23 protein-coding genes are annotated in these 18,786 nt (G+C 61.2%); 13 read left to right on the top strand and 10 right to left on the bottom strand.

The genetic code is table 11. From position 1 onward, the window contains the following. The first annotated feature begins 70 nt into the window (after window positions 1–70). From BUC24_RS18315 to BUC24_RS18330, 4 genes are all read left to right on the top strand, one after another. Entirely contained in the window at window positions 71–1,114 is a 1,044-nt protein-coding gene (locus tag BUC24_RS18315) for a type IV pilus twitching motility protein PilT (RefSeq protein ID WP_073219434.1), read from the top strand. A 19-nt stretch (window positions 1,115–1,133) separates the two neighbouring features. Further along, on the top strand, window positions 1,134–2,270 hold the full coding sequence (locus tag BUC24_RS18320; protein ID WP_073219437.1) for a PilT/PilU family type 4a pilus ATPase: 1,137 nt from the start codon (window positions 1,134–1,136) through the stop codon (window positions 2,268–2,270). Then, window positions 2,267–2,752, top strand: coding sequence for a glutathione peroxidase (locus BUC24_RS18325; protein WP_073219440.1), 486 nt, complete (start codon window positions 2,267–2,269; stop codon window positions 2,750–2,752). Before BUC24_RS18320 ends, BUC24_RS18325 begins: the two co-directional genes overlap by 4 nt. 294 nt (window positions 2,753–3,046) lie before the next feature. Then, complete coding sequence (locus tag BUC24_RS18330; protein ID WP_073219442.1) at window positions 3,047–3,241, top strand: hypothetical protein; 195 nt, start codon at window positions 3,047–3,049, stop codon at window positions 3,239–3,241. Here BUC24_RS18330 and glcF read toward each other — a convergent pair whose 3' ends face one another. Genes glcF through BUC24_RS18345 form a run of 3 tightly spaced genes read right to left on the bottom strand, consistent with a single transcriptional unit; the run spans window position 3,242 to window position 7,008 of the window. Next, a complete protein-coding gene (glcF, locus tag BUC24_RS18335) occupies window positions 3,242–4,462 on the bottom strand; it encodes a glycolate oxidase subunit GlcF (protein WP_073219444.1) in 1,221 nt (406 codons plus the stop codon). A gap of 1 nt (window position 4,463) precedes the next feature. Then, a complete protein-coding gene (gene glcE, locus BUC24_RS18340) occupies window positions 4,464–5,525 on the bottom strand; it encodes a glycolate oxidase subunit GlcE (protein ID WP_073219448.1) in 1,062 nt (353 codons plus the stop codon). Between the two features lies 1 nt (window position 5,526). After that, on the bottom strand, window positions 5,527–7,008 hold the full coding sequence (locus BUC24_RS18345; protein ID WP_073219451.1) for an FAD-linked oxidase C-terminal domain-containing protein: 1,482 nt from the start codon (window positions 7,006–7,008) through the stop codon (window positions 5,527–5,529). A gap of 72 nt (window positions 7,009–7,080) precedes the next feature. Between BUC24_RS18345 and BUC24_RS18350 the strand changes: the two genes are divergently transcribed. The 4 genes from BUC24_RS18350 to BUC24_RS18365 are packed head-to-tail and all read left to right on the top strand — an operon-like array spanning window position 7,081 to window position 8,886. After that, window positions 7,081–7,635, top strand: a complete 555-nt coding sequence (locus BUC24_RS18350; RefSeq protein ID WP_073219453.1) for a cob(I)yrinic acid a,c-diamide adenosyltransferase — start codon at window positions 7,081–7,083, stop codon at window positions 7,633–7,635. 3 nt (window positions 7,636–7,638) lie between these two features. Beyond that, window positions 7,639–7,995: a YfeK family protein gene (locus BUC24_RS18355; RefSeq protein ID WP_073219456.1), complete on the top strand. Its 357-nt coding sequence runs from the start codon at window positions 7,639–7,641 to the stop codon at window positions 7,993–7,995. A gap of 6 nt (window positions 7,996–8,001) precedes the next feature. After that, complete coding sequence (locus BUC24_RS18360) at window positions 8,002–8,493, top strand: hypothetical protein (protein ID WP_073219459.1); 492 nt, start codon at window positions 8,002–8,004, stop codon at window positions 8,491–8,493. 36 nt (window positions 8,494–8,529) lie between these two features. After that, window positions 8,530–8,886: a hypothetical protein gene (locus tag BUC24_RS18365; RefSeq protein ID WP_073219462.1), complete on the top strand. Its 357-nt coding sequence runs from the start codon at window positions 8,530–8,532 to the stop codon at window positions 8,884–8,886. 23 nt (window positions 8,887–8,909) lie between these two features. Here BUC24_RS18365 and BUC24_RS18370 read toward each other — a convergent pair whose 3' ends face one another. Then, a complete protein-coding gene (locus tag BUC24_RS18370; protein ID WP_178372566.1) occupies window positions 8,910–9,293 on the bottom strand; it encodes a DUF1761 domain-containing protein in 384 nt (127 codons plus the stop codon). A 120-nt stretch (window positions 9,294–9,413) separates the two neighbouring features. On the opposite strand from BUC24_RS18370, the gene BUC24_RS18375 reads away from it, so the two are divergent. Further along, the gene (locus tag BUC24_RS18375; protein ID WP_073219468.1) at window positions 9,414–10,103 is read left to right on the top strand and encodes a helix-turn-helix transcriptional regulator; all 690 of its coding nucleotides are present in this window, start codon (window positions 9,414–9,416) and stop codon (window positions 10,101–10,103) included. A 100-nt stretch (window positions 10,104–10,203) separates the two neighbouring features. Here BUC24_RS18375 and BUC24_RS18380 read toward each other — a convergent pair whose 3' ends face one another. The 5 genes from BUC24_RS18380 to BUC24_RS18400 form a co-directional block, all read right to left on the bottom strand. Then, on the bottom strand, window positions 10,204–10,872 hold the full coding sequence (locus BUC24_RS18380; protein ID WP_073219471.1) for an SCO family protein: 669 nt from the start codon (window positions 10,870–10,872) through the stop codon (window positions 10,204–10,206). 11 nt (window positions 10,873–10,883) lie between these two features. Beyond that, window positions 10,884–11,795: a YHYH protein gene (locus BUC24_RS18385; RefSeq protein ID WP_083598988.1), complete on the bottom strand. Its 912-nt coding sequence runs from the start codon at window positions 11,793–11,795 to the stop codon at window positions 10,884–10,886. 169 nt (window positions 11,796–11,964) lie between these two features. Then, on the bottom strand, window positions 11,965–13,833 hold the full coding sequence (gene dxs, locus BUC24_RS18390) for a 1-deoxy-D-xylulose-5-phosphate synthase (RefSeq protein ID WP_073219475.1): 1,869 nt from the start codon (window positions 13,831–13,833) through the stop codon (window positions 11,965–11,967). A 2-nt stretch (window positions 13,834–13,835) separates the two neighbouring features. Beyond that, window positions 13,836–14,732 carry a polyprenyl synthetase family protein gene (locus tag BUC24_RS18395; RefSeq protein ID WP_073219478.1) on the bottom strand — a complete coding sequence of 299 codons (897 nt, stop codon included), beginning with the start codon at window positions 14,730–14,732 and terminating at the stop codon, window positions 13,836–13,838. After that, window positions 14,729–14,989, bottom strand: a complete 261-nt coding sequence (locus tag BUC24_RS18400; RefSeq protein WP_073219481.1) for an exodeoxyribonuclease VII small subunit — start codon at window positions 14,987–14,989, stop codon at window positions 14,729–14,731. The genes BUC24_RS18395 and BUC24_RS18400 overlap by 4 nt, the downstream gene beginning before the upstream one ends. A gap of 307 nt (window positions 14,990–15,296) precedes the next feature. Between BUC24_RS18400 and BUC24_RS18405 the strand changes: the two genes are divergently transcribed. Both BUC24_RS18405 and BUC24_RS18410 read left to right on the top strand, forming a co-directional pair. Then, window positions 15,297–16,397, top strand: a complete 1,101-nt coding sequence (locus BUC24_RS18405; RefSeq protein WP_073219484.1) for an aromatic ring-hydroxylating oxygenase subunit alpha — start codon at window positions 15,297–15,299, stop codon at window positions 16,395–16,397. Window positions 16,398–16,412: 15 nt separating this feature from the next. Next, a complete protein-coding gene (locus BUC24_RS18410) occupies window positions 16,413–17,336 on the top strand; it encodes a DMT family transporter (RefSeq protein ID WP_073219487.1) in 924 nt (307 codons plus the stop codon). Window position 17,337: 1 nt separating this feature from the next. Here BUC24_RS18410 and BUC24_RS18415 read toward each other — a convergent pair whose 3' ends face one another. Then, complete coding sequence (locus BUC24_RS18415) at window positions 17,338–18,015, bottom strand: ArsR/SmtB family transcription factor (RefSeq protein WP_073219490.1); 678 nt, start codon at window positions 18,013–18,015, stop codon at window positions 17,338–17,340. A gap of 79 nt (window positions 18,016–18,094) precedes the next feature. On the opposite strand from BUC24_RS18415, the gene BUC24_RS18420 reads away from it, so the two are divergent. Next, window positions 18,095–18,433, top strand: a complete 339-nt coding sequence (locus BUC24_RS18420) for an NIPSNAP family protein (RefSeq protein ID WP_073219493.1) — start codon at window positions 18,095–18,097, stop codon at window positions 18,431–18,433. Continuing rightward, window positions 18,430–18,777 carry an antibiotic biosynthesis monooxygenase family protein gene (locus BUC24_RS18425; RefSeq protein WP_073219497.1) on the top strand — a complete coding sequence of 116 codons (348 nt, stop codon included), beginning with the start codon at window positions 18,430–18,432 and terminating at the stop codon, window positions 18,775–18,777. The genes BUC24_RS18420 and BUC24_RS18425 overlap by 4 nt, the downstream gene beginning before the upstream one ends. Window positions 18,778–18,786 lie beyond the last annotated feature (9 nt).

The following is an 18,786-nucleotide window of genomic DNA, read 5'->3' on the forward strand; positions in this document are numbered from 1 at the left end:
AATTCATGGTCGGTCATTGCGAAAAACGCACACCATCAGCATGCGCCCATTCACGGCACAGGGATTATAAATGGACATTTCAGAATTACTCGCATTCTCGGTCAAGAACAAAGCTTCTGACTTGCACCTCTCATCCGGCCTGCCGCCGATGATTCGCGTGCATGGAGACGTGCGCCGCATTAACCTGCCGCCGCTCGAGCACAAAGACGTGCACGGCATGATCTATGACATCATGAACGACGGCCAGCGCAAAGCCTATGAAGAAGTGCTGGAAGTCGACTTTTCGTTCGCCATTCCCGGTCTGGCGCGTTTCCGCGTCAACGCCTTTAACCAGGAGCGCGGCGCGGCCGCCGTGCTGCGGACCATTCCATCGAAGATTCTGAGTCTGGAAGACCTGAACGCACCGCGCATTTTTGCCGAGCTGTCGATGAAGCCGCGCGGCCTGGTGCTGGTGACGGGTCCGACCGGTTCGGGCAAGTCGACCACGCTGGCAGCGATGGTGAACCACCTCAATGAAAACGAATACGGCCACATTCTGACCATCGAAGACCCGATCGAATTCGTCCACGATTCCAAGAAGTGCCTGATCAACCAGCGCGAAGTCGGTCCGCATACGCTGTCGTTCAACAACGCACTGCGTTCGGCACTGCGCGAAGATCCCGACTGTATTCTGGTGGGCGAGCTGCGCGATCTGGAAACGATCCGCCTGGCTCTGTCGGCCGCGGAAACCGGTCACTTGGTGTTCGGTACCCTGCACACCTCCTCCGCTGCAAAAACCATCGACCGTATCGTCGACGTGTTCCCGGCCGATGAAAAAGAAATGGTGCGCGCGATGTTGTCCGAATCGCTGCAGGCCGTCATTTCCCAGACCCTGCTCAAGACCAAGGATGGCAGCGGCCGTGTGGCTGCGCACGAGATCATGATTGGCACGCCGGCGATTCGAAATCTGATTCGCGAAGCAAAGATCGCGCAGATGTATTCGTCGATCCAGACCGGCAGCAATGTCGGCATGCAGACGCTGGACCAGAACCTGACCGACCTGGTACGCCGCAACGTCATTTCCGCCGCCGCCGCGCGCAACGCTGCGAAGATCCCAGAGAACTTCCCAGGCTAATTTTTAGGATCAAAGAAAAATGGAACGCGACCAGGCATCAAAATTCATGTTCGACTTGCTGCGTCTGATGACCAGCAAAGGCGGCTCCGACCTGTTTATCACGGCAGGTTTCCCGCCCGCGATCAAGATCGACGGCAAAATGACGCCCGTATCGAGCCAAGCCCTGACGGCGTCGCACACCGCCGATCTGGCGCGCGCGATCATGAACGACAAACAGACCGCCGGCTTCGAACTGACCAAAGAATCGAACTTCGCCATCAGCCCGGGCGACCTGGGACGCTTCCGCGTCTCGGCCTTCGTGCAGATGAGCAGTGTAGGCATGGTACTGCGGACGATCACCACCACCATTCCAAAGCTGGAAGACCTGCGCCTGCCCGAGATCCTCAAGGATATCGTGATGACCAAGCGCGGTCTGGTGATCATGGTCGGTGCAACCGGTTCGGGTAAATCGACCACACTGGCTGCCATGGTTGGCTACCGCAACGAAAACAGCTACGGCCACATCATCACCATTGAAGATCCAGTCGAATACGTGCACCCGCACCGCAATTGCGTGATCACGCAGCGCGAAGTTGGGGTCGACACCGAATCGTTTGAAGCGGCGCTGAAAAACTCGCTGCGTCAGGCACCAGACGTGATTCAGATCGGTGAGATTCGCGACCGCGAAACCATGGACCACGCAATTGCGTTCGCAGAAACCGGTCACCTGTGCCTGGCCACCCTGCACGCCAACAGCTCCAACCAGGCGCTGGACCGGATCATCAACTTCTTCCCCGAAGAGCGCCGTCAGCAGCTGCTGATGGACTTGTCGCTGAACTTGAAAGGCCTGATTTCGCAGCGCCTGATTCCGATGAAGGAATCGAAGGGCCGTTGCGTTGCGATTGAAATCATGCTCAACTCCCCGCTCATTTCCGACCTGATTTTCAAGGGCGATGTGCACGAGATCAAAGAGATCATGAAGAAGTCGCGCGAGCTGGGCATGCAAACCTTCGACCAGGCGCTGTTCGACCTGCACGAAGCGGACATGATCACCTACGAAGACGCGCTGCGTAATGCCGACTCGGTCAATGACTTGCGACTGTCGATCAAACTCAAGGGCAAGGACGCGAAGAACCGCGATCTGGCCGCCGGTACCGAGCACCTGGGCATCGTATGACGAGCGCCTTCGACTTCAAGGCAAACGACATCACCGGCGCGCCGGTCGACCTGGCCCAGTACAAGGGCAAGGTTGTTCTGGTCGTGAACACGGCCAGCAAATGCGGCTTCACCCCGCAGTACAAGGGGCTGGAGCAGGTCTATCAGCAGTTCAAGGACCAGGGCGCGGTGGTGTTGGGCTTTCCGTGCAACCAGTTCGCCGGTCAGGAACCGGAAGGCGAAGCGGAGATTGGCGCCTTCTGCGAAAAGAACTTCGGCGTCACCTTCCCGCTGTTTTCCAAGGTCGATGTGAATGGCAGCGGCGCGCACCCGCTGTTTCAACATCTGAAGAAGGAAAAGCCGGGGCTGATGGGGATTGAAATGATCAAGTGGAACTTCACCAAGTTCCTGATCAAAAAGGATGGCAGCGTGTACAAGCGCTACGCGCCGTCGACCACGCCCGCCGAGATGGTGGGCGATATCGAGAAGCTGCTGGCGGAGTAGACTCCAACATCGTCCTCGCGAAGGCGGCGGTGCGACGCCTCGCGACCCATAGCACGCTGAACAACTTCGGCAACGTGGAATAGGTCCCCGCCTCCGCGAGGACGATGTTGGTTTTAGGCAAGTAATATATTATTTTGTAAATTCGTCCGCGTCGCATTCACAAAGCGTATACCGCGTATACGCCGTCCACCGGCAGATATTACTTTTCTGAATGTTGAACATCAGAACTTGAAATTGGCCTTATAAGTCCCCCACCCCCATAATGTATCCATACCAAACATGAAAGGGACTTATATGAATATCTTGAAGAACATGGAAGCCGTCTTCGTTGCAGCCTTCGCCGTTGCCGCTTTCGCCACCTACGCCACTGCCGACGTTGTACCAGTTGCCAAGCCAGCCGCACAAGTGAGCGTTGAAGCCAAAATGCCAACCGTCGTCGTTAGCGCCAAGCGCCTGACCGCAGCAGAAAAAGCACGTCTGGGTTCGTAATCAGGACAGCGCCTGGTCGATCAGTTCGATCCAGTGTGCGACCGGGACCTCCGTCCCCGATTGAAGGTGGTTCAGGCAGCCGATATTGGCTGACACGATCACTTCAGGCCCAGTGGCAAGCAGGTTGTTCAGCTTGCGGTCTCTGAGCTCAGTAGCAAGTTCGGGTTGCAGCATCGAATAGGTGCCCGCCGATCCGCAACACAAATGACTGTCGGCGCATAGCTTCACATCCACGCCGACGGCGCGCAGCAAACCTTCCACCTTGCCTCGAATCTGCTGACCATGCTGCAAGGTGCATGGCGGATGCCAGGCCACTCGCTGTTTCAGCTTTCCCCCAAGTCTTGCGGCCAGTTCGGCTTCGAACTGCGGCAGCACTTCGCTCAGGTCGCGCGTGAGCGCGGAAATGCGCTGCGCCTTGGCCGCATAAGCCGCATCGTGGGCCAGCAGATGGCCATACTCCTTGACGGTCACGCCGCAGCCGGAAGCTGTCATCACAATTGCCTCTACCTGTTCAATCAGCGGCCACCAGGCGTCGATGTTGCGGCGCATGTCGTGCAAGCCGCCCTCCTGATCGTTCAGGTGGTAGCGCAGCGCGCCACAGCATCCCGCTTTGGGGGCACTGAGCAATTGCACGCCACAGGCATCGAGTACCCGCGCTGCCGCCGCGTTGATATTGGGCGCCATGGCTGGCTGCACGCAGCCCTCCAGAACCAGCATCTTGCGCGCATGCGCGCGGCGCGGCCAGGTACCGGCTGCCGGCGTGGCCGGCAGCTTGTCCTGCAGCGCCGGCGACAGCAAGGGCCGCACCAGTTTGCCCGCCTTGTACAGCGGCGTGAAGACCCACTTGCGCGGCAAGGCTTCCTTCAGCACGGCGCGCTTGATGCGATCTGCCAGCGGCCGCGCCACCCGCTGTTCGACCACCTTGCGGCCGATGTCCGCCAGGCGCCCGTACTTCACACCCGAAGGACAGGTGGTTTCGCAGCTGCGGCAAGTCAGGCAACGGTCCAGATGCGTTTGGGTCTTTTGCGTGACAGGCGCGCCCTCAAGCACCTGCTTGATCAGGTAAATGCGCCCGCGTGGCCCGTCGAGTTCGTCGCCAAGAATCTGATAGGTCGGACAGGTCGCGGTGCAGAAACCGCAATGCACGCAGGCGCGCAGGATCGCTTCGGCTTCGTCGCCGTCGGCCGTACCTTTGATGAAATCGGCCAGTGTGGTTTGCATATCAGTACATCCGTCCTGGACTGAACACGCCGGCCGGATCGAATGCCGCCTTGATCCGGTCATGGATTTTTGCCACTGCCGGCGCCAGCGGCTGGAACACACCGACCGCCTTGTCACCGCCGCGGAACAGCGTTGCATGCCCGCCGACCGCATTGACCGAGCGCCGAATGTTGTTGGCGACATCGCTGTCCGAGCCGGCCTTGAGCCAGCGTTGCGCGCCACCCCACTCGATCAATTGCTCGCCCCGCAGAATAATGGCCCCCGTTGAAGACGGCACCGACAAGCGCCACAGGCATGCCGCATCGGCAAAAAAAGCATGCTCCTGTTCGCGCAGGCCGCGCCAGAATGCATCGCCATCGTCCACTGTCTCGCCGCCAAGCAGCCGGTCGGCTGCATCCACCGCCGCGCCGGCGCCAGACAGCCGCACCGTCAGCACACCGTCATGCCAGCAGCTGGCCGTTATCGGCAAGGGCTGGCCGGCCCAGGTATTGAGCCGGTCCAGCGCGTCGATTTCGCTCATGGCAAAGCGGCGCGTGCTTTCGCGCACCGCGCGCGGCAGCACCTTGACCGACGCCTGCAGCAGCAAGCCCAGTGTGCCGAGCGAGCCGGCCAGCAGGCACGATACGTCATAGCCAGCCACGTTCTTCATGACCTGGCCGCCAAAGGTGAGCACCTCGCCCCGGCCATCCATCAGCACCGTGCCGAGCACGAAGTCGCGCACTGCACCAGCACTGGCGCGGCGCGGGCCTGACAGTCCACTTGCCAGCACGCCGCCAAAAGTGGCCCCCGCACCAAAATGCGGCGGCTCGAATGCCAGCATCTGGCCCCGTTCGGCCAGTGCGGCTTCAATTTCGGCAATCGGGGTCCCGCAGCGCGCGGTGATGACCAGTTCCGTTGGCTCGTAATCAACGATGCCAGTACAAGCGCGCGTGTCGAGAATGTCGCCCGCAAGCTGCTGGCCATACCAATCCTTGCTGCCGCTGCCGCGCAGGCGCAGCGTGCCACCATTGGCGGCCGCGCTCAGAATCTGATCGCGCAATGGGGCGTATAGATGTTCGCTCATGTCAGAATCGCGGCAGGTTGGCAAACGGCAGCAGGCCCGCACTGACGCGCATCTTGCCGAATTCGGCGCAGCGGTTCAGGGTGGGAATGGCCTTGTCGGGGTTGAGCAGGAAGGGCACATCGAAGGCGCGTTTCACGGCAAAGAACATGTCCAGTTCCGCCCGTCCGAACTGCACGCACATGGAATTGATTTTCTCGATGCCCACGCCGTGCTCACCGGTGATGGTGCCCCCCACTTCCACGCACAGCGCCAGAATGTCGGCACCGAATGCTTCGGCGCGTTCAAATTCGCCCGGCTGGTTGGCATCGAACAGAATCAAGGGATGCAGGTTGCCGTCGCCGGCATGGAACACGTTCGCGCAGCGCAGGCCGTAAGTGCTTTCCATGCGCTCGATACCCAGCAGGACCTGGGCCAGATTTTTGCGTGGGATGGTGCCGTCCATGCAGTAGTAGTCGGGCGAGATGCGTCCCGCTGCCGGAAACGCGTTCTTGCGGCCGGACCAGAAGCGCAGGCGCTCCGCTTCGCTACCGGACACGCTGATCGCGCTCGCGCCAGCGCCAGCCAGTACGGCGGACATGCGTGCTATCTCCTCGTCCACCTCCAGCTGCGTGCCGTCCGCCTCGCACAGCAGAATTGCCGCAGCGTCGGTGTCATAACCGGCGTTGACGAAGGGCTCGACCATGCTTGACGAGGTGCGGTCCATCATTTCCAGGCCAGCCGGGATGATGCCCGCGCCAATCACGCTGGCCACGGCATTGCCACCCGTGACCACGCTGTCGAACGACGCCATGATCACACGCGCGCACTGCGGCTTGGGAATGAGCTTGACCGTGACCTCGGTGACGATGCCAAGCATGCCTTCGGAGCCGATAAACACGGCCAGTAGATCCAGCCCGGGCGCATCCAGCGATTCGCCACCAAGCTCAATAATGTCGCCGTCGATGGTGGCCACGCGTACGCGCATCACGTTGTGGATGGTCAGGCCATATTTGAGACAGTGCACACCACCCGAGTTTTCGGCCACATTGCCGCCGATGGTGCAGGCAATCTGCGACGAAGGATCCGGGGCATAGTACAAACCCCACTCGGCCGCCGCGTCGGAAATGGCCAGATTGCGCACCCCTGGCTGCACCACAGCCAGGCGTGCATAGGGTTCCATGCGCACGATGCGGTTCAAGCGCGCCGTCGAAATGACCACCCCATCGGCCAGCGGCAGCGCCCCGCCGGACAAGCCGGTACCGGCGCCGCGCGGCACAATCGGCACTTGCAGGGCGCGGCAGGTGTTCAGAATGGCCAGCACCTGGGCTTCGTCCTGCGGCAGCGTGACAATCATCGGTAGCTGCCGGTAGGCCGCCAGGCCATCACACTCGTAAGGGCGGGTATCCTCGGCATCGGACAGCACGCAGCCTTCGGGCAGCAGCGCACGCAGGGCGGCGGCAACTTGCTGCTGGCGGGACGGATCAATCGAAAGGGGTGCAGTCATCACCAGATTGTAAGCAGAATCGGGCGTTTTGTCGTATCCTCGGCCTATTCTTTTATGCAACGGGACACAATCATGGGTAACCGACTTTCTAAAATCGCCACACGCACCGGCGACAATGGCAGCACTGGTCTGGGCGACGGCAGCCGCACGCAAAAGGACAGCGTTCGCATTCACTCGCTGGGCGAGGTGGACGAGCTCAATTCCTTCGTCGGCCTGCTGCTGTGCGAGGACATGCCAGCCGATCTGCGGGAAGAACTGGTCACCATCCAGCACGATTTGTTCGATCTGGGCGGCGAGCTTTGCATCCCCGGTTACACGATGATCACGGACGACCATGTCGGCCGTCTGGACGATTTGCTGGAAAAATACAACGCGACCTTGCCGGCTTTGTCCGAATTTATCCTGCCGGCAGGCTCGCGCGCGGCGTCCATTGCCCACGTCTGCCGCACCGTGTGCCGCCGCGCCGAACGCAGCATCGTCACCCTTGGCAAAACCGAAACCATCAACGACCATCCGCGCCAGTACGTGAACCGGTTGTCGGACCTGATGTTCGTGCTGTCGCGTGTACTGAACCGCTACGCCGGCGGCAGCGACGTGCTGTGGCACCACGACCGCAAGCGAGGTTAAATCATGAAGGCATGGATACTGATCGGTGCCCTGCTGTTCGGCAGCCACGCAATCGCCGCCACGCCTGCGGCGACCCGCACGGAAGTGACGCAACTGATGGCGGCGGTGGATAAATCGGGATGCAAATTCAGCCGCAATGGCAGCTGGTACAGCGCCGCCGAGGCACGCGCCCACCTGCAGAAAAAATTCGACTACCTCGACAAGAAGGACATGCTGACCACGACCGAGAGCTTCATTGAAAAAGGCGCGTCGACCAGCAGCATGAGCGGCAAGCCCTATGAAATGCAGTGTCCAGGCAAGCCTGCGGTCAGCAGCGCGGCCTGGCTGACAGCCGAATTGACGCGGTTGCGCCAGAAGTAAGCGGGCATGCGTGCGATCCTGCTGACCCTCGCTTTTGCCGCCATGCCGGCCTTGTCGCACGGTGCCAGCCTTTGTCAAAAGGGCGAGACAGATTATTTTAGCTGCAAAATTCAGGACAGCGCCAAAAGCGTGTCGCTGTGCGGCAGTGAACTTCACACCTTCGGTGGAATCGGCCGCGCCGACTGGCTACAGTACCGCTACGGCGTTCCTGGACGGCTTGAATTGGTTTACCCGCAAAGCAAACAGCCGCTGTTGCAGCACTTCACAGGTGAATTCGCCGGCACTGAATCGAGCACGGTTTACGGACTGCAGTTCAAGCCAGGGCCGGTCGACTACGCCATCATCGCTGGACCCGATAATCACTTCATTGCCAATAAGGGGCGTGGCGATCCCGGACACATGAATTGCGACGAAGCCCAGCTGGCGGCGAGTCGCGCAAAGTTTGACCGCTTCGCACAATTGGTAAAAGAACTGAGCAAGCGCGTTGTGCCAAAATAGCGCATCTCGACTACAGAATACAATTTCAGGAAAATTATGCTCATTACCGAAGTTGGAGAATTCGTCAGGGGCGCCGATTTCTGGTCATGCACGCCAGCCGTTCTCAATGGTGAAGCAATTCAAATTTATTCGCCCGAGGTGTCCGAGCATCAGGGTGAAATCGCCCGCTGGATTTGCGGCCACTGGCCTATCATCCTTGAGCAATGCAGCGAATTCATCGAAGCGGAACGCGCAAGCTACGAACTGCATGCGCAGCAATTCAATACGCCCAGCGTGTTCATTGGCGAAGGTGATGACTGGTCGGTCTATTTTCGCACCGAGCACGAACACGACGCGATTGTCGGCGTGGATTTCGAACGCGACATGCCGGTTGCATTGATGATCGGTGACTAGTCGCCGCCGGCGCCAGTAAGACGCTATGGCTGGGACATCCAGACCAGTATCGCGCATGCCACCAAACTGCCAATCAAGAACATCGGCGCGTTAATCAGCGCGTAGTAGAACGGGCGTGGAAACAGCGGATTGATCGCGATATTGAGCGTCATCGGCGTTAAATAGCCAATCGCGACAAGGGTGGCCAATACCATCGCATCGCCGTAAGTACCGATATGCAGCGATTGCAGCAAAAAGGCTGTCGTCGCAATCGTGACGGCGCTGCAAACAAAGGGACCGATCAAAAACAGCGGCGCAGGCTGTTGCGGCGGCCGGTCGGCGATGCCCAGGGCAGCCGCGTACTGCTTGCCAAACAGCAGACCAAACCAGACACCGCCGAGCGCAAAGTGAGCAACGCTGGCAATCAAGACAGCAAACCAGTTCAGGTGCAGTAACATTTCAATCATCAGGGGCTTTCGTATTTTGGGTTGAGGGTATTGCGGCTGTTACTATAGCCACCCCTACTGCCAATTTCCGTCAGCTGCACCATGTCGCGCTCCGACCGTCTTTTCCGCCTTTTGCAGGCCTTGCGTACCCTGCCCGCGCCAGCCACGGCCGCCCAGCTGGGTCAGGAAACCGGGGTTTCCTTGCGCTCGATATACCGCGACATCGACAGCCTGCGCGCCGCCGGTGCGCAGATCGATGGCGAGCGTGGCTATGGTTACCATCTCATCGAAGACGGTACGCTGCCACCCCAAATGTTCAGCCGCATGGAAATTGAAGCGCTGGTGCTGGGACTGGCGCAAGTACAGCAGATGGGTGACCTGGCACTGGCCAAGGCTGCGGCCTCGGTGCTGGGAAAAGTGACGGCGACGTTGCCCTCGATGAGTCAGCAACAGATGCTGCACGCGGTGTCGCAGGCGCATCGCTTCGCCTCAGACGACACCACGCCGCAATTTGACATGCAAACGATTCGCGAAGCATGCTGGAAGGAGGTGGCCCTACAAATCCGCTACACCGACAAGCAGGGCCTGCAAACTGAACGCGCCGTGTTTCCCCTGTCGATCGTGTATGTGCAGGGCATGCTGGTCTTGCTCGCGTGGTGCTGTTTGCGCGAAGACTTTCGCATGTTCCGCATAGAGCGGCTGCTGGCGGCAGAAGCAACCAGCACCAGTTTTCGCCCGCGCCGGGTGGCGCTGCTGCGCACCTATCTGAACCAACTGAAGGACTATGCTTGACAACATCGCCCTCGCGCAGGCGGGGGCCGATTCCATGTCAACCAACCATGCGAGCCGGCCTTCGCGAGGGCGATGTGGTGTTGAGGTTGTCTTGATCTCGCTACAGCCGCGCCAGATCCCGCTGCAGCCGGAAAATCTCGCTAGCGACCGAGGCATCGTAAATGCCACGTACGCGGTGTTCCCGGTCAATCAACAGCGCGCGCGTCAGATGTCTGGGCAGACCGTCCGGGCCAAGCGTGGCGATATCGCTGTAGAAGCCGCGCTGCGCCAGCCGGACCACTTGCGCCGGGTCTCCCGTCGCCAGACGCCATTCCGGCGCCAGCTGCACACTTTTCGCGTAGCTGCGCAGCGCCGCCGGATCATCGAACTGAGGCGCCACCGATATCGACAGGAACACCGGTTTGACACCACCAGGCTGCGCGGCGATGCGTGCCTGGGCGCCCTTGAGCATATCGATCGAAATCGGACACACCGTCACGCACGCAGTGAAGAAAAAACTGACCACGGTCGGCCCCTGGTCAAGGACAGACTGGTCAAACTGTTTGCCCTGCTGGTCGAGCATGACGAACTCGCCCACATCGTGCTGACGCGAGAGCCAGTCCCACCGTGGCCACAGGTCTGGGCTTGCATAATAAGGTAACTGCTCGTGCGCCATGGCGGATTCGCGTTTGCCGTGATCGGAAACGAGGATCATCGCGCCAAGCAGCGCCACCAGCGCACCGCTGACGGCAAATACTCGGGCCGCAGTGGACTTGACCTTGCAGTTCATGGCGCCTCCCGTTAGCGAATCCGCACCGGCGTACCGGCGTAACAACCAATCGTGTACGGATACTCTTTGGTGGTGTGATAGTGGTACTGCGTCACCGTGGCGCCATTGATGGTGAGGGCGTGAGTATGGCCGTGGCAGGCATCCAGATCGGCATTGGTGAGCGCTTTGCCCTGCTCCCCCAAATTGCCGTAAATGCCGAATCCGTCGGCGATATAGCCGACCAGCGGTGAATGGCTACCCGCCGTGTCCACCTGGGTCATGCAGCGCGCCAGGTCGTGGTAGTGATAAGCGCCCTGGCCCTGCGGGTGTCCGCCACAGGCATCCTGCACCTCATGCGCAGCAGCGTCGCGGCCGTCGGCGTCGAGCGCGTTGTACAAGCGCGCTCCGGTCAGCAAAATCCCGATCGCGCCAAGGTCGGTGCAGGTCGGCTTGACCGCCACCACGGGATTACCGGGCAAGCCCCAGGCGACCGATGCGGCCTGGATCGCGTTCGGGTTCTTGTCGTACGCGTAGGCCGGGTCAGCGGCGCTGACCGGGAACGTGCCGGTCGGGTGGGCTGGCAGGCCATTGCCGCTGATGCTCAGCATGCCGTTGGCCAGATTGGTGGCGAAGGTCGACGCCCAGGTCACGGCGCCTTGCACCGTGATTTTGGCAGTCGCATTCCAGGTCACACCGTCGGCGTTGATCCACGGTGCTTTGCCAGCCGGGTTGCTGCTGGTGGGGAGCGTGCAGGCAAACACATAGCCCACCCTGGCGGCCGTGGTGCTGACCCTGCCGTCGCCGAGCGGCAGCTTGGTCAGGTCAATTGCCGATGGTGTGGTGGGCGTGGCGGGAGCAGTCGTCAGGGTCGACGGCGTGCTGCCACCGCCGCCGCAAGCGCTCAGCAGGAAAGTGGCAAAAAACAGGGGAAGGTGCGCGCGCATTTGGAATCCAATCAGGTGTCAACGTGATTGGATAGTGACAGCCAAATGTGGAGCAAAAATGAAGCCGCGCGCCAAAACAACATCGCCCTCGCGAAGGCGGGGGCCCATTCCACGTTACCGAAGTTGGTTTAGATGGAATGGCCCCCCGCCTTCGCGAGGGCGACGTGGGTCAGGTGTTGTTGACGACCAGGCGTGGCTCGACGGCGCCGTAGCGCTGGCGAATCGACGCGGCAATGCCCTTGGCATCCAGGCCCACGCCGGCCAGCAGCGCAGCCGGGTCACCATGATCAATAAATTTGTCAGGCAGGCCAAGCATCAGAATCGGCTTGACGATACCTTCGGCAGCCAGCGCCTCGGCCACCGCAGCACCGGCGCCACCCATGATGCAGCCCTCTTCCACGGTCACCAGATAATCATGGTCGGCCGCGAGCTGCTTGACCAGTTCCACGTCCAGCGGCTTGATGAATCGCATGTTGGCCACGGTGGCATTGAGCTCGGCGCCAGCGGCCACGCTTGGCGCCACCATCGAGCCAAATGCGAGAATCGCCACGCTTTGACCTTGCGCTTTGATTTCGCCCTTCCCGATCGGGAGCGAGGTCAGTTCCTTGGCGATGGTCGCGCCAATACCTGCGCCGCGCGGATAGCGAATCGCCGCCGGACCAGGGTAGTGGTAGCCGGTAGTGAGCATCTGGCGGCACTCGTTTTCGTCCGAGGCAGCCATGACCACCATGTTCGGAATGCAGCGCAGATACGAGATGTCGTAGTTGCCGGCATGGGTCGCACCGTCGGCGCCAACCAGACCGGCGCGGTCGAGGGCGAACGTCACGTCCAGGTTCTGCAGGGCGACGTCGTGAATCAGCTGGTCGTAAGCGCGCTGCAGGAAGGTCGAATAAATCGCGACCACAGGCTTGAGGTTTTCCGTCGCCAGACCACCGGCGAAGGTCACCGAATGCTGCTCGGCGATGCCCACGTCGAAATAACGGTCCGGGAACATCTCTTCGAACTTGACCATGCCCGAACCTTCGCGCATGGCCGGCGTGATGCCGACCAGACGTTTGTCGGCGGCCGCCATGTCGCACAGCCAGCTGCCAAAGACTTCGGTGTACGTGGTCTTGCCAGCCTTGGCCGGCTGAATGCCTTCGGTCGGATTGAACTTGCCGGTGCCGTGATACAGAATCGGCTGGGCTTCGGCCAGCTTGTAGCCCTGACCCTTCTTGGTCACCACGTGCAGGAATTGCGGCCCCTTGAGCTTTTTGATGTTTTCCAGCGTCGGGATCAGCGATTCAAGATCGTGGCCGTCAATCGGGCCGATGTAGTTGAAGCCGAATTCTTCGAACATCGTGGCCGGCACCACCATGCCCTTGGCATGTTCTTCCAGGCGCTTGGCCAGCTCGCGCATGGGCGCCGGCAGCACGGTCTTGCCGACGTTTTTGGCGGCCGCGTAGAACTGGCCCGACATCAAACGTGCCAGGTAGCGATTGAGCGCGCCCACCGGCGGCGAAATCGACATGTCGTTGTCGTTCAGGACCACCAGCAGGTTGATGTCTTCCTGGACGCCTGCGTTGTTGAGGGCTTCGAAGGCCATACCGGCCGTCATGGAACCGTCGCCGATCACGGCAATGGCGTGACGTGCCTCGCCTTTGATCTTGGCCGCCTGCGCCATGCCCAGCGCCGCCGAGATCGAGGTCGACGAGTGGGCGGTGCCAAAGGTGTCGTATTCGCTTTCGTCGCGGCGCGGGAAGCCCGAAATGCCGCCGAACTGGCGCAGCGTGTGCATCTGGTCGCGCCGGCCGGTCAGAATTTTGTGCGAGTAGGTCTGGTGGCCAACGTCCCATACGATGCGGTCGTACGGCGTGTTGAACACATAGTGCAGCGCGATCGACAGCTCGACCGTGCCCAAGTTCGACGACAAGTGGCCGCCGGTTTTGGATACGGAATCGAGCAGGTAGTTGCGCAGCTCGTGCGCCAGCGGCGTGAGCTGGGTGCGCGCGAGTTTGCGCAGTTCCGCTGGTTCGTTGATTGTCTCTAGCAAGTTCATACTCACGCTTTCCGCTGCACGATCAGATCCGCCAGTTGGCGAAGCCGCTCTGCCTTGTCTCCGAATTGCGCCAGCGCTGCGTGCGCATCATTGCGGAGTTTTTCAGCCAAGACCCTGGATTGTTCCAGGCCCAAAATCGATACGTAGGTCGGCTTGTTGGCCGCCGCATCCTTGCCCGCCGTTTTGCCCAGCGTGGCCGAATCGGCCGTCGCGTCAAGCACGTCGTCCACCACCTGGAAGGCCAGTCCGATGGCCTTCGCATACCCGTCCAGCGCTGCCAGCTGCGCTTCGCCCAGGTCGCCCCCGGCCAGCGCGCCCAGCACAACCGAGGCGCGCAGCAGCGCGCCGGTTTTCAGCTGGTGCATCTGCTCGAGCTGTTCCAGCGTGAGCGCAATGCCAACGCTGTCAAGGTCAATCGCCTGGCCGCCGCACATGCCGGCGGAGCCGCCTGCGTGCGCCAACAGGCGCAGCATCGCTACCTGGCGCGCGGGCGGTACGGTGCCGCCTTCGGCCAGCACCAGGAAGGCCTGTGCCTGCAGCGCGTCGCCCACCAGCAGGGCCGTCGCTTCGTCGTACGCCACGTGCACGGTCGGTTTACCGCGCCGCAGCGCGTCATCATCCATGCAAGGCATGTCGTCGTGTACCAGCGAGTACACATGAATCATTTCCACGGCAGCGGCGGCGCGCTCCAGCGCTGCGGTGCTGGCACCTGACAGCGCACCGGCGGCAAACGCCAGCAGCGGACGCACGCGCTTGCCGCCGCCCAGGGCGGTGTAGCGCATGGCTTCGTGCAGCTTGTGCGGCACGGTGCCAGCGGCTGGCAGGAAGGCACCCAGCGCTTCCTCGACGTGCGCCTGCACGGCTTTCATCCATTCGTCAAACGAGCTGGCCGGCGTCATTGCATACCCTCGCCCGCGCCTTCGGCGGCAAACGGCTTGAGCATGTCGCCCTCAAGAACCTTGACCTGGGATTCGACTTTTTCCAGCTGGGCCGCGCAATACTTGACCAGTTCCGAGCCGCGCGCGTAGGCCGCGACCGAGGCTTCCAGCGGCAACTGGCCGGACTCCATTTGCGATACCAGCTGTGCCAGCTCGGCCATCGCCTGCTCGAACGATTCCGGCGGCGCTACCGATTCGGCTGTTAATTTCTTTGACATAGACGCTTCGTGAGTAACTGCGCATGCAACTTTATGCGTAAACGCGCAGTCTAATCTTAAATATTAGAACATTCCATCCTAGGGACGGCCACCCCGCATTTTATCGCAACCGGGGGCGTAGCATGAAACAGATGATATTCGTGCAACAGATGCCAAACTGGCCACGTCATTCACGTGCCGGACCGCGACTGTTGTGTTCGTTAACGGTATAATCGCCGGTTCTGTCCGAAATACCGTATTCCGCTCTCCAAAATACTGGTCTTTGGATTCTTTCTCTTCTTTGGAACTCGTGTAAAGGGGGGTTGGGATGTCCGATCTGGCTACCCACGCCAAGCTGGCGCGCTCGTGCGCGCAGCTTCCGGTAGATGTCTACTTCGACGAAGCGCTGCTGCAGCGCGAGATGCAGCAATTGTTCCGCAATGGCCCGCGCTACGTCGGCCATGAGCTGATGGTGCCCGAAACGGGCGACTTTGCCACGCTCGCTGCCGAGAACGAAGGCCGCATGCTGGTCCGCAATGCCAACGGCATCGAGGTGCTGTCCAACGTCTGCCGTCACCGTCAGGCGCTCATGTTCAATGGGCGCGGCAATGCGAACAATATCGTCTGCCCGCTGCACCGCTGGACCTACGACCTCAAGGGAGAACTGATCGGCGCGCCGCACTTCCCCGAAACGCCGTGCCTGAACCTGTCCAAGACGCCGCTGCAAAACTGGAACGGCCTGCTGTTCGAGCAGAACGGCTACAACGTCATGGAAAAACTGGCGCAGCTGTCGGTCGCGAAAGACTTCGATTTTTCGGGTTACATGTTCGACCATGTCGAAGTGCAGACCTGTAATTACAACTGGAAGACCTTCATCGAGGTCTATCTCGAGGATTACCACGTCGAACCGTTCCATGCAGGCCTGGGCGGCTTTGTCAGCTGCGACGATCTGCGCTGGGAATTCGGACGCGACTACAGCGTGCAAACCGTGGGCGTCAACCGCGGCCTGGGCAAGGCTGGCTCGCCCATTTACCAGCGCTGGCAGGAACAGGTGCTCAAGTTCCGTGGCGGCGTGCCGCCCGAAAAAGGCGCGATCTGGTTCACGCTGTACCCGAACATCATGGTTGAGTGGTATCCGCACGTGCTGATCGTCTCCACCTTGCACCCGGACGGGCCGCAGCGTACCCGCAACGTGGTCGAGTTCTACTACCCCGAAGAGATCGTGCTGTTCGAGCGCGAATTCATCGAGGCCGAACGCGCTGCCTACTTTGAAACCTGCATCGAGGACGACGAAATCGCCCAGCGCATGGACGCCGGCCGCCGCATCCTGATGGCGCGTGGCGTCAACGAAGTCGGACCGTACCAGTCACCGATGGAAGACGGGATGCAGCATTTCCATGAGTGGTACCGCAGCAATCTGAGTCTGTAACACCAAAAGGTTGTCATGTCGTCTTTGTGGATGCTGTTCGCCAGTTTCATGTTTTCCGCCATGGGCGCGGGCGTGAAACTTGCGTCCACCATGTATTCAACCTCCGAAATCGTCATGTACCGTGGCCTGGTCGGCACGGTCATGCTGCTGATGCTGGTGCGGGCCCAGCGCGGCACCCTGCGTACTGCCTTTGCGGGCGCCCACCTGTGGCGCGCTTTTGTTGGCGTGGTGTCGCTGTGGCTGTGGTTTTACGCGATCTCCAAACTGCCGCTGGCCACCGCTGTCACGCTTAACTACCTGGCGCCCATCTGGATGGCGCTGTTCCTGCTGTCGGTCGGCTGGTGGCAGTCCAAAAATCACGTCGAATGGCCGCTCATCGTCGCCATTGGCATGAGCTTTGCCGGCGTCACGCTGGTGCTGCAGCCGGCCGTGGCCAGCAACCAGTGGCTCGGCGGCGTGGTCGGCATCATGTCCAGCGTGCTGTCGGCGCTGGCCTATCTGCAGGTGCGCAACCTGGGCCAGATGGGCGAGCCCGAATACCGCGTGGTGTTCTATTTTTCCCTGATGACGGTGTGTGCCGGCGCCTTTGGCGTGGTGCTCGAAGGCCGTCCTGCCGGCGTGCCCTTGTTCACGCCGCATACCTGGTACGGCGGCGCGCTGCTGCTTGGCGTGGGCCTGTCTGCCACCATGGCGCAAATGGCGATGACGCGCGCCTACCGCGTGGGCAAGGTGCTGGTGGTGGCCAATTTGCAGTACACGGGCATTATCTTCTCCAGCCTGTGGGGCATGCTGCTCTGGAACGACAATTTCAACTGGAAGGTCTGGCTGGGGATGGGGGTGATTCTGGCCTCGGGTGTGGCAGCCACGTTCTACAACACCAAGCCAACACCGCGCGGTGCGGCGGTCAGCAAGACCGACCCGATCGCCAGCGAAGTGTAATTTACGCCAGGTAGTCGCGCAGCGCACTTTCGCCAGCGGCGCTGAAGCGCACCACGCGCGACTTGCCGTCGCGCGCAGCCCAGCCCAGTTCCAGCATGCGTGCCAGCAGCGAGGCACCGAGTGCCCCGGCCAGATGATGACGGCGTTCGCTCCAGTCCAGGCAAGTGCGGCAGAACACCCGGCGCTGGGCCCGCAAGGCCGTGGTATCGATCCCCAATTCCCCCAGCAGCACGGCGCCGCCAGCCGTAAGCTCAATGCCGTCGTCACCAAGCGCAAAGGCTTGCCGTGCGCGCAAACGGTCATACACCAGCACACCAAGTTCACCGGCCAGATGGTCGTAGCACACCCGCGCACGGCGCATGGCCGGCTCGCGCGGGCTGCTGCGCAGGCGCACCGAACCAGCGCGCGATGCCACGCCCATGAGCGACTCGAGCAGATGTGCGACATCATCGTCCGCCAGCCGAAAATAGCGGTGCCGGCCCTGTGACTCCACCGTCAGCAAACCGGCGTCGACCAGCTTGGCCAGGTGACTGCTGATGGTTTGCTTGGTGACGTTGGCGGTGGCCGCCAGCTCGGTGGCCGTGAGCGCGCGCCCGCCCATGAGCGCGGTCAGCACATCGGCGCGCGCATGGTCGCCCACCAGGGCAGCGATCTTGACAATATCGGGTCCGTCTTTCATGGTTCGATCCTAGCCGAACCATCTTTGCCGCACAATCCGTATCGTTACCGTATTCGCTCACCCACCAAGGACGCACAGCATGGCACTGACCTGTTTTATCCGCTACCAGATCGACCCGTTCCAGCGCGCCGCCTTTCAGGAATACGCCGAAAACTGGGGCCGCATCATCCCCCGCTGCGGTGGCCATCTGCTGGGCTATTTTCTGCCACTGGAAGGCAGCAACGACATAGCCTGGGGCCTGATTTCGTTCGACAGCCTGGCAGCGTATGAGCGCTACCGCGCTCGTCTGAAGCAGGACGACGAAGGCCGCCGCAATTTCCAGCTGGCGCAGGACAAGCGCTTCATCCTGCGCGAAGAACGCAGCTTCCTGGAAAACGTGGATGGCACCATCGGCATCCCGGCAGGAGGGCTGGCATGATCGCCGTGATCTTCGAGGTGCAGCCCAATCCCGCACACCGGGCCGAGTATCTCGATACCGCCGCCGCGCTGCGACCGTTGCTCGAGCAGATCGACGGCTTCATTTCGATCGAGCGTTTCGAAAGCCTGTCCACGGCCGGAAAAATCCTGTCGCTGTCGTTCTGGCGCGACGAGCAGGCCGTGCATGCCTGGCGCGCGCTGGAAGCGCACCGCGCGGCTCAGGCCAAGGGCCGTGCAGGCTTGTTTGACGATTATCGCCTGCGCGTGGCACACGTGATGCGCGACTATGGCTTGCACGAGCGCGAGCAGGCGCCAGACGATTCACGCAAGGCGCACGGCGCGTAAGCACAGCGC

The organism is Massilia sp. CF038, from assembly GCF_900129765.1.
Lineage (GTDB): Bacteria > Pseudomonadota > Gammaproteobacteria > Burkholderiales > Burkholderiaceae_D > Telluria_A.